Origin of the sequence: uncultured Photobacterium sp. (assembly GCF_947039875.1) — a bacterium.
Taxonomy (GTDB): domain Bacteria; phylum Pseudomonadota; class Gammaproteobacteria; order Enterobacterales; family Vibrionaceae; genus Photobacterium.
The window spans coordinates 105279-120112 of record NZ_CAMRAN010000006.1 but is presented as its reverse complement, the minus strand read 5'-3'; the positions used below and the strand labels follow the sequence as shown (position 1 = coordinate 120112).

Below are 14834 nucleotides of genomic sequence, written 5' to 3'. Positions count from 1 at the left end.
GGATTGAATTCTTAGGCATAACGTTACTCCTATACTTCAATATCTTAAAGTATAGAAGATAATTTAGCAGTAGCTGTTAAATAGTGGGAATCAGGTTATTTTATACGCACAATACAAAACATTTCATAAACTATCATGGTGGGGTATTGTAGGCTTTATGCTGATCCATATTGGTGGGGTTATTTTTGCGAATGGTCGTGATAATAAAGATACAATTACAAAAATAATTAATGGCTAAAACATATAAAAAACACAACGAAATAATAACAATAAAAAGCTGAGATATTTAATTTCTCAGCTTTTTACTTTTAATAATAAATAACTATCTAAATTATTTATTATCTTTAGGTATACCAACAGCAAATCCAAGAATAATACCGTAAACCATGTGCCCCATTAAAGCGACCATTGACATTGGCATGCTATGGAAAAATATACCTTTACCGGCCATTGGCATTACAACTAGCATCGCACCAAGGTAAATTGGAATTAAGAATAATAGGCCACGTAACCAACCAGAACCCGGCAAACGGCTATAACCAATTAATAAGTAAGCGATTGGGAATACAATGGTACCTACCACGAAGTGCATCATTAAGCCGACACTATCAGAGGTTCCTAACATATGCGCAATAATCGCAGCAACATTCATTGAATGCCCAATAAGATGTGGGGCAATAAATTTACCCATTAAAGTAAATGCTAATGTACCTAAAAAACCACCAATGAGTGCTTTTACTACATTACTTGTGCTTACGTTTTCTTTAAACATACGATGACCTAAATACGTTATGGAATATGGTTTTAGGATAGACATTCCTCCTACTGGAAGGTCAATATAATTATACAATTAAAAGACAGAAAACAGCATTTAATTGCTCAATCTATCAATAATAAACCATGAAATGTTCTGTATTTATCGCTTTAGTGTTGATGGATTTATTGCAAGAAAAGATGGCTCAGTCGATTGGTTACAGACTGCAGGTAGCAAAAATGACGACCAATATTATTACTGTGATAATTGTAGATAAATAACTATAGCTTTCTTTTTTAACAACAATTAGTTATATTTCGATAATAACAGAAATAAATATCATAATATAAAGGTCAGCTTTACTATGACGTGTCATCAAATAGATACCATCCAAATTGCTAAATCACTTAAAGAATTAGGCCACCCAACCCGTTTAGCCATTTTTAAGCGCGTCATTAAAGCGGGCTATCAAGGCATTGCTGTCGGGGATATTCAACAACAACTGGCTATTCCAGGCTCAACCCTTTCTCACCACATTTCTAGCCTTGCTTCGGCTGGATTACTCACCCAACGTCGTGAAGGACGTACACTCTTTTGTGTCGCACAATATGATGCTTTAACCAGTGTCATCAGTTTTTTACAAGATGAATGTTGTATTGACGAACAACGATAGTAACTAAAATCCTAATTTTCAATATCTTAATTATTTTATATTTTTCTTAATGAAGATACTTCCATACTTTTAGAAATATAATTTTGACAACACTCTCATTTACCCTTATATTTCTACAATATTAGAAATATGGAGAGATAATATGTTTACAATAACATCCGAGATGATAACCGATACCTTACAAATGTTTGGTTTTCTTGCCGTTGAACTTACAGTGCTGTTTCTTGCAATTAGTTACCTCGTTGGCATATTACAGGTGTATATTCCCCCCGCTAAAATTCAATCCATTCTTAGCGGTAAAAATGGTAAAGGCTATTTCATTGCAGGCTTACTTGGTGCTATTACTCCTTTTTGTTCATGTTCAACCATTCCATTTTTAAAAGGATTACTACGAGCAAAAGCAGGATTTGGCACCATGATGGTATTTTTATTTGCCAGTCCTTTGCTTAATCCCATTATTATTGGTTTATTTGCGGTGACGTTTGGCATAAAAGTGACGGTGTTTTATTTTGTAATAGCAATGGGTGTCTCAATCATTGCTGGCTATTTACTGGAAAAATTAGGTTTTGAAAAATACATCAAAGACGAAGCATATAGTGAACCTAAACCATCATGCTGTGGATCAAGCTGTAGTTCAATACCAAAACCAGTAAACAAATGGCTTAAAATTTGGCAATCAACGTGGGCTGATTTCAAAAAAGTATTGCCTTATTTGATTGGTGGTATTGCTTTAGGTTCAATGATTTATGGTTTTATGCCAACAGAATTTGTGGCTAAAGTTGCCAGTGAAAATAATCCTTTTGCGATCCCCATTGCAGCTATCATTGGTATTCCACTTTATATTCGTGCTGAGGCTGTTATTCCATTAAGTGCCGCATTAGCTGCAAAAGGCATGGGACTAGGCGCAGTAATGGCTTTGATTATTGGTAGTGCGGGGGCAAGTTTAACCGAGGTGATTTTACTTAAATCAATCTTTAAGAATCAAATGATTATCGCATTCTTAGTGGTAATTCTGGGCATGGCCATCGGTGCTGGATATCTGTATCAATTTATATTTTAATTTTTAATTTTTAACCCGATATTAAAAAATCCCTCCGCCTTAAACGGTTGAGGGATTTTTTTATTTGAATTTAATCAAAAATAGCAGCCTCCCCCCAAAAAGGATAAACAACAAAGATCACAACATAGCCATGTATATTAAATTATATAAAATCATTGACGCAAACGTTTGCTTTGCTTGCATTGCACAGAATTATTCTCTTTACTTTCTTTAAGGAACATTAATGTTATTACTCAAACGTGGTCTTCTACTTTGCTGCATCATGCTTTCAACGATGAGTATGGCTGCTACGCCTACTTCTGGCCCAATCTTAATTCAAGGTGCCATGGATATAGAGACCACAACACTTATTGCCGCCTTAAAAGAAAAGTCTGAAGTCACTATGGGGTCATGGTCATTTTGGCAAGGAACCATTAACGACTACCCTGTTATCATTTCAAGAACAGAAGTCGGCATTGCCAATGCTGCTGCAGCAACAACACTGGCCATTGCACACTTTAAACCTGCTTTAATCATCAACCAGGGCACAGCAGGCGGTCATGATCCACAATTACAACGTGGCGATATTGTTATTGGCAAAACCAGCTTCAATATGGGTGCATATAAATCAGAATTTACCGAAAAAGATAAAGGTATTGCACCGACAAAATGGCAAAATCTTAGCGTTACGATGCGTTTACGTGAACAAGGTAAGTTAGTTGAGCATAATAATTTTGCTGCCGACAAAGGTTTACTGCATATCGCGACCACCATGGCGAACAGTTACACGAAAGGCAAAGTGGTGGCGGGTGTCATTGGTACAGCAGATGAATGGAATCGCGAAGTTGATCGCATTAACTGGCTCCACAAAACATACAATACCTCGGTTGAAGAAATGGAAACATCATCAGCAGCATTAGTCGCTCAAGCTTATAACGTACCTTTTATTGGTATTCGTATCTTGTCTAATACTGATCTACACAACCAAGATTTTGACCCTCAAACTGCGGTTGATTGTCAGCAATTTGTGCTTGATTACACTAAAAAAATCATCATGATGCGTAATTAAATAACAAAAAAATAGCGAGGGTGATATCAGCACCCTTGCTAGTCTATCCATCATAATAAATCAATAAACCGTAATAAAAATTAGCCTAACATCACGCCCACACTTAACAACACCATGACCATTCCCGTTAGGAATCCTAACAGTGGTCCAATAAAGCGTAACCATGTTGAGTAACCAATACGCCCAATCGCCAAGCCCCCATCACAACACCCGATGTCGGCGTTACTAAGTTAGCTAAACCAGAAGCAGATTGAAAAGCCGTCACCACCAACACACACCCAACACCTGCAAAGCCAGCTAATGGTGCCAAGATTGGCATTGATAATACGGCTAACCCTGAAGAAGAAGGCACGACTAAACACAATACCGCTTCTATCCAGTAAATAGCGTTAATAAATAAAATTTGTGGTAAACCAACTAATAATCCTTCCGCGAAATTTAAAATAGTATGAGTGATATTATCGTCGTCCATTACCACCACTAACCCGCGAGCAATAGCAATAATTAACGCGACACCTAATAAATCTCGCGCACCATTAATAAAACTATCGGTGATTTCCACTTCAGGTAATTTACCGACTAGGCCCGCAACAATACTTGAACCAATAAATAATGCAGAAAGCTCAACCACTTCAGTTTCCAATCATTAATGATATTTAAGGCTTATGTAACATCCATAAAAAAATCCGAGAATATAAATATTCTCGGATTCTTACATACAGCGAGGATCGTTCAACCTAAATATTTAGATCTTACTGATCGGCATTAGGGCTATAGCTCCCTATTGGTCTAAATTAGTCATTGAATAAGAACAACATTTCTAACCATTTGCTTGTAATTTTCAAATCGTTTTTTAGTTGACTTTGATGGATTGACATGAATATCCGTATACATACACGTTGGAGCAACTACGTCATTTTTGTAAGTATACCACCCTTTCCAATGGCCAGGTATTGTAATTCTATAATACATTCGACGCCCAGGCTTTGCTTCATGTCCTTCAAAACGTTCTTTTACTAATCTCGATGTTAAAGAATTCTCATCAGTCCAACCAGATATCCAACCACCAATATATCTAGAAATACCATAATCTTTAGGGATTAAATATTCATCGGCACCGATCAAACGACAAAATTTGTTTTGATCATTTGGGTAAACATAAGGGTTGTTATTTATTATACCACGATCATCTGCAATCAATTCCTTTAAACCTGGAATACGAATAAATTCATCGACGTTGTAGACTAAACAATATTTAGAATCATGAACTCTGTCAAAATATGCATATTGAAAGCAGACATCTGAGTCTGTTATAAGTACGGTTCTAGGTTCTATATACTTATCAATTTCAGGATGATTAGTATGAGCGGTAAGAAGAACATCACCAACTTTGTCACCCGTTAATTTGAATTGATTTACTCCATCATTAGAAATAGTAGCAAGATCGGTTGGCTCCATAGAAATACTTTGAACAATTATTTCCTCTGGTAATGGCTGCCAAGATTTTCCGCCATCATAAGAAATCTCAAAAGTTACCGGAGTTGTTTCCCCAACCATAACATAAGCTTTAACTTTCATTTCTATTTTGGGCTGTTCAATGACTTCGACCTGCTTTGAATCACTAACAGAAGAGTCAATAAGTGTCCCTGTTATATTAGTTAAACCAAACTTTAATGCCGTTATATCACCATTGTTAACATCGATACTTAAAATATTATCATTATCAACAGAGTAATTTACATATTCATCTGGAATAACAATCTCTTCTCCTGAATTCAATTTTGTCGTTAAATAAGCATCATCTTTTTGTCCAACATAAAGCTTATCTTTTGAATGAATCGTAACTTGATCCGATTCTACTTGCATAACACAGGTAAAATATCCTGTTGTAGCCGGTTTTTCTTCAATCCACTCATGGGTTTGAAAATCAAATGCCCCATTATTCTCTAGCCCCCAAAAAAGATGACTTTGAGGCCAATTATACCTACCAAAAAGAGTAGATTCAGATACACTTTTATCAAGTTGCTCTAACTGAAACCTAGTGGCTAGTGTCATCCCAATATCTGAACAATATTGATTAGCATCAGCTTGAGAAAATAAAGCGATATCTAAACCATTAGGACCATTTGACCCATTTTCTGTATAAATATAAGAAGGATCCACCCTTTCATATTTAGTATCAAGAACATCATAAGCCGTTAATGGAGCAGTAAAAATACCTACATTAGGTAAGAATATAAGATCATATGCTGGCTTTACATTGATTTCAACAATTCCAATATCGCTATTTCCTAAATGATCAGATATATAATCCGATACATAATATTTACCTTGATATTGAGATTGGAAGGAGAATTCAACATTACGTAAGTCATCTTGATTATCAATCTTCACAGATGCAGCATTATAAGTATCTAACATATATACATCAGTTACTTGTACTTCACTAAGAGGTACTGTTCCCTCTTTTATAGCATCTAAATCATTAAGATTGACCGTTATCGACTCACCGGCAACAACATCCTTCACTAAAGCTATATCATTCGCTTGTGGTGGAATGACATCATCACTAGTAATATTAGTATTAATATAACCATAAACAGGTTTATTCTCTGGGTTTTCACTCGCTAAAGAATAATAAATACGAGTCGAACCAATTATATCGGTAGAAAATGATAATGTATCATTTGTAGTATCATTATCAACCTGACCATTACCGACAACTGATGAACTAACTAAATGATAATCAAAAGGATAATCACTCCCTAGCGAAGATTTAAGATCTATCACAAAGGGAGTATTGCTCTGTTCTAAACTTTTATCTAAATTAAGGATAGGGAGAATATCACCTTGTTCTCCCGCTGATACAATATATGTTACATCTGAAAACTTCTGTATGTTATTATCAGATAAGTATTCAACATTTACCGTACATAAATTTGATTTATTATCAGTAACAACCAATGATAAATCATCAATAATAGGAACTGAACAGTCACCAGATAATATACTTACATTTTTTATTGATACAGAGCCATTTCCTTGCATATGGATATTATCTGAAAGGTCTATATGCTTACTTTTATCATTAGATAAAATGGTATGATGAAAACTATTTTCAACATTGTAATAGAAATCATCTTGTATAGTTCCTTCTCCACCATCAGACCCATTACAGCCAAATAGTAATGAAGAAACTATAACAAACGCTATAGTTCTTATCTTTTTCATTATTAAATTACCTATTTATTATCTAAAACATGTGAGATAACCAATTCCTTTGGAATATGTCACCTCACCAGTTTTAAAATCAAAAAGAAAACCTTCACTGGTTATATATTTTTTAGTAATTGGCCAATAATATTGTTCAAATAGATTTCCTTCAGCACTATTATAAAGTTCTTTCAAATCATTTTCACTCGGCACCCAAGCACGTATCTTGTTACATACTTGGTTAGCGCTAGTAACATCAAATAATGGCATTATTACGCCTGCAGGACCAAATTCCCCAGTTTCTTTATATTTAGCAATAACCAGGTTTTTTTCGTCCTCAGATAAAGAATTAATTTCTTTTGGCGCAATAAAAGTTGTATCTATACCTCCGATATCTATTGTAATATCCTGATACGGAGCACCACCAACGTTAACTTGAATAATCCCTACAGCTAATCCTCCAAGTTCGTTAGTAACATAATAAGTGACGTAATGAATACCGCGTTGTTCCGATAAAAAACTAAATTCATATTGGTTGATAATCGATACATCAGCATTAAATGCAGAGACATCAGCTAATTTTAGTTTTTGCCCTTTATCATCAAAATGCCCACTAATATTAATAATCTTTTCTTCATTAGGTTTGACTACATCCTCAGCAATAAAACTATCTGCTTCTGGTTGCTCTATACCAATATCTGATACTGCAATATCAATAAACCCTGGAGTAATTGTCTTGCCATCAGAAAGTGAATAATAAATACGATTTATACCAACAACTGAGCTAGAGAAAGTAATTTTAGATGACTCTTTATCGATATTATCTATATGTCCTTCACCTTCATTACTAGCACTTAGAATTAAACTGCCTTCGGGATATTGTTCAGCTAACTCTTTTTTTAGATCGATAATTATAGGATCTGTATTTATTGTCGTCGTTAGACTAATAACCAATAAATCTATATCATCGGCCAAATCTGAAATTAAAAGATATTGATTACCAGTTTCTGATGACGATTGGGTGTCACTATTAGGTCTATTTCTCACTGTATAATCAAGATTACATGCTGTTTTACCATTCGTCGCTAACTCAGCAACCAATGAATCTTTATCAAAAGAAATAATAGAGCAATCTTCAGATGATGAATCTATTGATTCTAAATATACAGGAAAACCAGTAGGATCTACTACCGAATGAGATAAATCGATATGATAGATCTCACCATTATTGTACTCAATATTATCAAAGACATCAGTGACAATAGGTTTATCGGCACTTTTTACAACTGATGAATCATTGCTATCTCCACCGCAACCACTCAATAATGTAGAAGCAATACAGACAACTGTAAATATATTTATTTTGTTCATATTCCCTCTACATTTCAGATTCAAAAATAACAGTAAAACTATCTTGATATTTTCCAGTATCAACTTTATTCATTGGAATATCTTTATATCCAACAAAAAATCGAAAAGAAATTTCTTTACTATCATCTATAGATTCTAAATAACTTTTCTTATCATCTAAAATCATTTGTCCATTATAATCTACAATTCCTTTATCGTGACAAGACTCACCATAACAATAAATACCATAAGGTATTTTATTTTTATCCTCAGAAATTGAAGAGTCGGTAGCCTTTAAATTATAAGCCCCACCTTCTGGCTCTAAGAACCGCATATTAATTTTAGTGCCTTTGGGAAAAACACCAGTAAATTTCACCTGGAAATCAGTAGAACCTGTAACAGTTTTTTGTTCTTTATTGTATTCAGGTGGAATAATTCCATCACCAATGACTTCAATGCCTAGCAGTTGACTTCCACTGTATTTAATTGCTATATCAATTGCTACAGGAGTAGTAGTCCGATAAGTCCAAGTACCTGTTGGAGATTTAAATAAATACATTGGAATTATATTTACAGTTCCTTTATAAATCCCCTTAGTCAGTGAAGGGTCATTAAACTGATCAATAATATCAGAATCTTTTAATGAAATTAGCGGTTTCGCAAAATGAAATGGTGTAAAACTTATACCATTTTTACCTTTATAAGACTCTTTTGACGCACACTTTTTGCCTATAACACTAGCCTTTGATGATGATAATTTACTATCACAAGTAGCAAATGACGTACCTCCTGAACTAACGACTTCAAATTTACTACCACTATCACCAAGTCCATACTGAACACCAGAGATATCAAAAGGTATAGTAATTTCCTCAGTTCCACTAGTATTTTTTAAGGTTAATTTACCGTCGTTAATGCCAGTTATTGACAGTAACCCTCCTGGTTTCCACTCCTCTGTTGGTTGTAAACCAGAAATTATTTGCCAGTTAGAGAACGACAGATAACCATCGACTCTAACGCCATTACTCCATCTAATGGTGCCATCTTTTATTAACCCATTAATAGCTATTGCATGACTTGAAAAAGAACAAATTACCGCTACAATACAGAATATATTATAGATGGATTTTCTTAAGAAATGATTCATCATGATTTGCAACTCTTAATATTGTATTATTACTAATTAAATGTTTTGGTATCTCAACTTTTCTTTCACGCTTAGCGAGTAAATGATAATTAACAGAACAATCTTTTCCTTCTGGAATTGTTTTATCTTTACAATTATCGATATTAAAGCTCAAATAGCTATTACCATTATTTTTAATTGTTAACTCTTTCTTTTCCTTAGAAAAAGCATATGAATAATCATATTTTGGGTTCTTAGCTGGAATAATATAATATGGCGCCATACCGAAGAGCATATTAACTTTTTGTTCTGTATTTTTCTTATCAGGATCATTAACTGGTATAAAACTAATTTGATAAACTAAATCTGAATTTTCATTTCGACAGTTTTTTTGACATAAAAATTTAACGCCAACATCCTTAGCTTCACCTGGATGAAGTACAAGTTTTCCTGGTGATGTTGCTAAATCCCACATAGGGAAATTTTCTCTTGTATAAGATATTTTTTCTATCTCATTTTTACCAGCAATAACTTTATCAATCTCTATATTAATAAATTCAGTTTTTTTTAAATTACTTGTTACTGTAAATATACCATTTCCACTATTATTTTGTGGAAATTTAACCATACTATCAACATAAAATGCTTGAGCTGAAATAGATAATGTAGCTAAACCAATAGAAAATAGAACTTTATTTAGATTCATATAACACCATTATAATTTTACGTAATCATATTTTGCTTTAGTATCATCTAAAGCATAACTTTGAAGAACATTAATCTTTTCTTTATCAGATTTAGAAAGTTTACTATCTGAACTAAAGAAAACCATTGTTTTATTACCAGCATCTCTAAATACAACTTTTTCATTGAAATCATTTGATAGTGTGTTTGCTGCATTTATAAATATGTCTTTATTATTATATAACCCAACATAGTAATAATACTTATTCTTAATTTTAGTTACTTGCATACCATTTATATCTTCTGTTGAAGGCATACAGAAATTTTCACCAAGGTTATTACTTACGATATCATCATGATCAGGAATAAAGCATCTTTCATCGTCAGTTACAATTTTGAATGGTTCTCCTTTGGCTATTCTAATTTTATAAACTCCATCTTGTATTTCTTGAATACCATAACAACCAGTACCAACACACCGAACATTAGACACTGGTGAGCCACTAAGATCATTAAAAATAGAAATATAAGAATCAACATTATATAAACGGAGATCCATATCAATTACTGTACCAGGAGCAGTCGTAGTTTTTATAAAATCATCACCTTGGTTATAAAAATCACTTGCCTCAGTATCAATAGTAACTTGATATTCTTTATAATTATTTATAGGTACGAGTTCAGAGCTTTCATTTATATGGACACGTTTTGAAAGTTCGTTATTCATCTTTATATTTGCTACCGAAGAAAAAACTTCATCATTATTCGTGTTTATATATGAATTATTCTTTAATGATAGATATGATTCAGAGTTATGAGATGTAACATAAATATCATCTGCAGTAACTACGGTATTTGTATTATAATTCATAGATAATGAAGCATAGCCTTTAGAATCAGCATATCCATATAGACTACCATTATAATGGTTACCATTCGTATTTAATGATAGAGAAGCATCACTTACAAACTCATCCGAAACGTGATCTCCACTGTCATATCTAACTCCAGCTTCAATACTTCCATCAACATTATCCATAGGCTCGATCCTATGGTTATAAGCTATACGATTTGATTGTGATGAGTCATCAAAATCACTAGAATATCTAGCTGAATCAAAGTTTCCAATTGGGATATCCAATCCAACAGATATTATCCAACTATCATCTCTGCCATAGTTAGCTTTACTATCAATTTTAGTATAGTTGATCGATAAATTACTATCTTCAAACAGATATGTTGAATATCCAATATTATAAATATCATAATCACTATAATTATTGTTTTTTTCTGACTGTTGGTTTATATAGCTTATGTATGCATTACCAGATAAAATTGCTTGGTTATATGATATAGATAGTTCTTGGGTATCTCCCATACCATAAAAATAATTATCAATTTTAGGATCTTCATTCAAATCATGATTGTCTTTATATTTATTAAATTGAATACCTAGATTTTTATAAATTGCATTTACTTGATAATAATCACTACCATTTGAAAATAAATTTATCACTGAATTTACATTCAAATCATTTGTTACCTGATAATCAACGCCAACTTTATAAAATGAATCTGATAATAATTCTAATACTGCTGCTTCAGCGCCAACGACAACACTTTCATTTAATTTATAAGCAACTTTACCATTAATCATTGCCCGATTTTCATATTCAAGCTGATCATTATTACCATAATTTAAATTATCATAAACATCTTTTTTCTCATAATTACCTACAGAAACAGAATAATCAGCTTCTCCTTTATTAAGATTATACTTGAATTTGTTATATATCGTTCTATTTTCTTTGAAAACAGTACGCTCACCATTTTTAACGACAAGCTCAATATCATAGATACCTTGGGGCAATTCAGATAATCGTAAATAATTCTGTCCTGAGGTTACATTCTTTTGTAAAATTGGTTTGGTATTTCTATAAACAAATAGTCGTCCGCTCGATGGCGAATTGAAAAATATTCTTTGTGATGTTTCTTTATTTTCATACTCAAGTTGTTTGGTTGAACCTATTGTTAAACCAAAGAAGTTTTTACTCGCATTTGTATCTAACAAACTAGTACTATTCCAATCTTGATTAACAAAATCAGATGAATATCCAAATCTAGCACGAGTTGATTCACTTAGAAAGTTATACGCGAGTTCATTTAATTCTAAATCGTCATCATCTGATTTTTCACTTAAATCAAAATCACCTGATATATATCCAGGCCCTAGCCCTAAAAAGGAAGTGTTGCGATAATAATATGATGAATTAGAATCATCATACATATCAATGCTTAAATCATGCTCTGAAATTAGAGCTTTGTTTTCATTTGTTATTGGAATATATTTTTTTTGATTTTTTTTACCGCTTAAATATGCTGGAGATGTTAGCACTCTAACAATTTTTTGATTTTTAATTATTATATAAGAGATACCATTGCTAATCTCAGGTACACATATATCTCTCTTTCCTTTACAGCTTAATGATGATTTAACGCCTGAAGTTAAGTCATTAACAATTTTTTTTCTGCCTTTTGAATTAACATATGTTTCTTTGAGATTATCCTCTAAAAGCTTAACTTCTTTTGAATCTACAGTAACACTTTCATCACTATACTTAGCATCTAATTCAATAACGTAATCGTCATTAATAATGAATTTTATCTTACCTGTACTTTCTTTATATAGGTCTTCAAAACCATGAGGAATACTAAATGCAGAATTTGAGAACAATGCAGCAATTGATATGGCTAATATTTTTCTTTTATAAGTCACAATTAATAACCCTTCATGATTCTGTCTAAAGTACTGGTTCTAAAAATACAGTAAGACTTGTTGTTATCTTTTGTTCAGCATGGACATCAATTTTATTATGATTTGAAACGTGTAAAGAAACACTACTATCAATGTCTTTATATTTATCTTTCAAATTAAATACTTTGCCATCAATTGTTACATCTAAATCAAGATCTCTTTTTTCAGAATCAATTAATGTCTCTATTTTTTCTAAATTCCAGTATGTTTCTCCTTCATATTTATCAATATCTATTACTCCTTCTGAACTCATATGAGCTTCTAAAATAATTTGAGATGACTTAAATGTTCCATCATCATTGATATATAAATCACCATTTGCAATAGGAAAGCTAGCGTCCTTACCTGTTATAACAAGATGATCATCATAAAAGAAACTGGTATCGATGGTAGTTGAAACCTCGAAGACATGAGAGAGCATTTTTGCAAATCCATTTAAAGAAAATGCTAATAACATTATATATAAACACAGTTTTTTCATAAAAGATCCAAAAAAGGGAAGGAAACCTCCCCTTAATAAATTATTTACTTTAAATTATGCAACAGTTACAGATGCCATTGCAGTTGTTGTAACTTGAATTGCTTGAGTTGGTGTAACGTCAGCGTTTGCAGCTTCGTTTCGAACTTCAACTGCTACTGTATTTGCTAGATCAACCATTGGTGTAGCTTCAGCAACCTCAACACCGTTAAATTTCACTTTAACAGTAGCTTTATCATATGTTGCTGGAGATACAGAAACGTTTGTTAGAGACCATGTCGCGTCTACTAAATCACCGATTTGCTTATCTTCTGCAAGAGAATCATCAAATGTGTGAGACTCCAGAATTACAGCAGTTTGAGATGCAAATGTACCATCTGCTTCAACATTAAGCACACCATTTGGAATAGCACCTTTACCTAGACCAGTAATTGTAAGTGTGTTACCAGGAAGAACACCAGGTACAGTACCAGACCAAGTTACTACAGCATGAGCCGTATCTGTTTTTGCAAATGCGCCAGCTGACATTGCACATAGACCTACGATTGCTAGAGTTGTAATTGTCTTTTTCATTTTAATTTCCTTTACTTTACGTATTTAGTTAAAAAATTTAATACCAAGATACTTTGTCTTGATGGCACTATTCTAAATATAAAACACCGAGCGATTAATAGCAGATAAAATTAATTAATATCAAATATGCCATCTACCATTGCGATACAATGAATTTTTATACCTAAATAGAATAAAACGGTGTATATAATGAAAAAAACTTGAACAACTTATGCAGTCGGATACACAGCAATGAGTCGCTGTGCTGCTCAGCTAAAGCAAGAACATAATGGAATAACACCAACGTCAAAAGCTATGACACCAGAATAAAAACGCATTCAACAACTCGAAGCAAAAATTAAATAGGTTGAGTGGGAAAACGATATTCTAAAAAAAGCTTCCACTCTTTTAATGCCGGACAACATCAAACAATAGATTTAATTGCTGCATTATCAAAAGAGCCTCATTCAATCAAAGCCATTATGTAAGCTATTTAAAATATTTCGTAGTAGCTATTATTATCGACTTAAATATCGCAGTATTGTTACATCTGAAAAAGCATTACTTCGTCAAAAAGTTGTTGATATTAATAGCCGTAGTAGAGGCTCTGCGGGTGCAAGGACAATAGGTGGTCAGCTTACTCAAGAGAGTGTCTCTAAGATAACCCAAATAGTGATTTAATCTGTGCTGAGCTTCAAATGACTTACGAAAGCAGGGAGCGATCACAAAATGTCATATTTCATTCAGATCAAGGTTGTCACTACACCAGCCTTCAATTCAGGCAAACATTGTGAAAATACCAAATAACTCAAACTATGATATGGGTCGACGTGGAAATTGTTAGAATAATGCCCAATGGAACGATTTTTTAGAAGTTTCGAAAGCCCAAAGAGTACTATAACAATTATCAATAAGCAGAAAGGGAAACGCTCAAATATATATTACAACATTAAGCGGGGCCATATAGTTATAACAACTATTTATCGCCAGTTATGGTGGAAGCAGCCGCTTAATTTAAACACCTATAAAGGTATACAGTTTTACTTGACCACGTAAATGAAATTATTTACAGATATAAAAA

11 protein-coding genes and 1 pseudogene are annotated in these 14834 nt (G+C 33.0%); 3 read left to right on the top strand and 9 right to left on the bottom strand.

Annotation, left to right across the window (positions count from 1 at the left end; all coding sequences use genetic code 11):
* Nucleotides 1–331: 331 nt before the first annotated feature.
* Nucleotides 332–772, bottom strand: coding sequence for a DUF6789 family protein (locus Q0V26_RS03970; RefSeq protein ID WP_297478267.1), 441 nt, complete (start codon nucleotides 770–772; stop codon nucleotides 332–334).
* A 361-nt stretch (nucleotides 773–1133) separates the two neighbouring features.
* On the opposite strand from Q0V26_RS03970, the gene Q0V26_RS03965 reads away from it, so the two are divergent.
* The 3 genes from Q0V26_RS03965 (at nucleotide 1134) to Q0V26_RS03955 (ending at nucleotide 3535) form a co-directional block, all read left to right on the top strand.
* Entirely contained in the window at nucleotides 1134–1427 is a 294-nt protein-coding gene (locus Q0V26_RS03965) for a metalloregulator ArsR/SmtB family transcription factor (RefSeq protein WP_080156528.1), read from the top strand.
* Between the two features lie 142 nt (nucleotides 1428–1569).
* The gene (locus Q0V26_RS03960; protein WP_297478265.1) at nucleotides 1570–2487 is read left to right on the top strand and encodes a permease; all 918 of its coding nucleotides are present in this window, start codon (nucleotides 1570–1572) and stop codon (nucleotides 2485–2487) included.
* A gap of 262 nt (nucleotides 2488–2749) precedes the next feature.
* On the top strand, nucleotides 2750–3535 hold the full coding sequence (locus tag Q0V26_RS03955) for a 5'-methylthioadenosine/S-adenosylhomocysteine nucleosidase (RefSeq protein ID WP_363316458.1): 786 nt from the start codon (nucleotides 2750–2752) through the stop codon (nucleotides 3533–3535).
* Nucleotides 3536–3615: 80 nt separating this feature from the next.
* Here the strand turns inward: Q0V26_RS03955 and Q0V26_RS03950 are convergent.
* The 8 genes and pseudogenes from Q0V26_RS03950 to Q0V26_RS03915 form a co-directional block, all read right to left on the bottom strand.
* A pseudogene (locus tag Q0V26_RS03950) lies at nucleotides 3616–4160 on the bottom strand (YfcC family protein); the annotation flags it as partial.
* Nucleotides 4161–4333: 173 nt separating this feature from the next.
* Nucleotides 4334–6766, bottom strand: coding sequence for a hypothetical protein (locus tag Q0V26_RS03945; RefSeq protein WP_297478261.1), 2433 nt, complete (start codon nucleotides 6764–6766; stop codon nucleotides 4334–4336).
* Between the two features lie 18 nt (nucleotides 6767–6784).
* On the bottom strand, nucleotides 6785–8119 hold the full coding sequence (locus tag Q0V26_RS03940) for a hypothetical protein (protein ID WP_297478259.1): 1335 nt from the start codon (nucleotides 8117–8119) through the stop codon (nucleotides 6785–6787).
* Nucleotides 8120–8126: 7 nt separating this feature from the next.
* Nucleotides 8127–9248, bottom strand: a complete 1122-nt coding sequence (locus tag Q0V26_RS03935) for a hypothetical protein (protein WP_297478257.1) — start codon at nucleotides 9246–9248, stop codon at nucleotides 8127–8129.
* Entirely contained in the window at nucleotides 9214–9930 is a 717-nt protein-coding gene (locus Q0V26_RS03930) for a hypothetical protein (protein WP_297478255.1), read from the bottom strand. The genes Q0V26_RS03935 and Q0V26_RS03930 overlap by 35 nt, the downstream gene beginning before the upstream one ends.
* A gap of 9 nt (nucleotides 9931–9939) precedes the next feature.
* Nucleotides 9940–12684, bottom strand: a complete 2745-nt coding sequence (locus Q0V26_RS03925) for a CS1-pili formation C-terminal domain-containing protein (RefSeq protein ID WP_297478253.1) — start codon at nucleotides 12682–12684, stop codon at nucleotides 9940–9942.
* Between the two features lie 25 nt (nucleotides 12685–12709).
* A complete protein-coding gene (locus tag Q0V26_RS03920; protein WP_297478250.1) occupies nucleotides 12710–13204 on the bottom strand; it encodes a hypothetical protein in 495 nt (164 codons plus the stop codon).
* Between the two features lie 54 nt (nucleotides 13205–13258).
* On the bottom strand, nucleotides 13259–13774 hold the full coding sequence (locus tag Q0V26_RS03915) for a hypothetical protein (protein ID WP_297478249.1): 516 nt from the start codon (nucleotides 13772–13774) through the stop codon (nucleotides 13259–13261).
* Nucleotides 13775–14834: the final 1060 nt, after the last annotated feature.

Bases quoted from the DNA above. Each gene is read 5' to 3' on its own strand.
- Q0V26_RS03970 (WP_297478267.1), bottom strand. From the start codon at position 772: ATGTTTAAAGAAAACGTAAGCACAAGTAATGTAGTAAAAGCACTCATT.
- Q0V26_RS03960 (WP_297478265.1), top strand. From the start codon at position 1,570: ATGTTTACAATAACATCCGAGATGATAACCGATACCTTACAAATGTTT.
- Q0V26_RS03955 (WP_363316458.1), top strand. From the start codon at position 2,750: ATGCTTTCAACGATGAGTATGGCTGCTACGCCTACTTCTGGCCCAATC.
- Q0V26_RS03945 (WP_297478261.1), bottom strand. From the start codon at position 6,766: ATGAAAAAGATAAGAACTATAGCGTTTGTTATAGTTTCTTCATTACTA.
- Q0V26_RS03940 (WP_297478259.1), bottom strand. From the start codon at position 8,119: ATGAACAAAATAAATATATTTACAGTTGTCTGTATTGCTTCTACATTA.
- Q0V26_RS03935 (WP_297478257.1), bottom strand. From the start codon at position 9,248: ATGATGAATCATTTCTTAAGAAAATCCATCTATAATATATTCTGTATT.
- Q0V26_RS03930 (WP_297478255.1), bottom strand. From the start codon at position 9,930: ATGAATCTAAATAAAGTTCTATTTTCTATTGGTTTAGCTACATTATCT.
- Q0V26_RS03920 (WP_297478250.1), bottom strand. From the start codon at position 13,204: ATGAAAAAACTGTGTTTATATATAATGTTATTAGCATTTTCTTTAAAT.
- Q0V26_RS03915 (WP_297478249.1), bottom strand. From the start codon at position 13,774: ATGAAAAAGACAATTACAACTCTAGCAATCGTAGGTCTATGTGCAATG.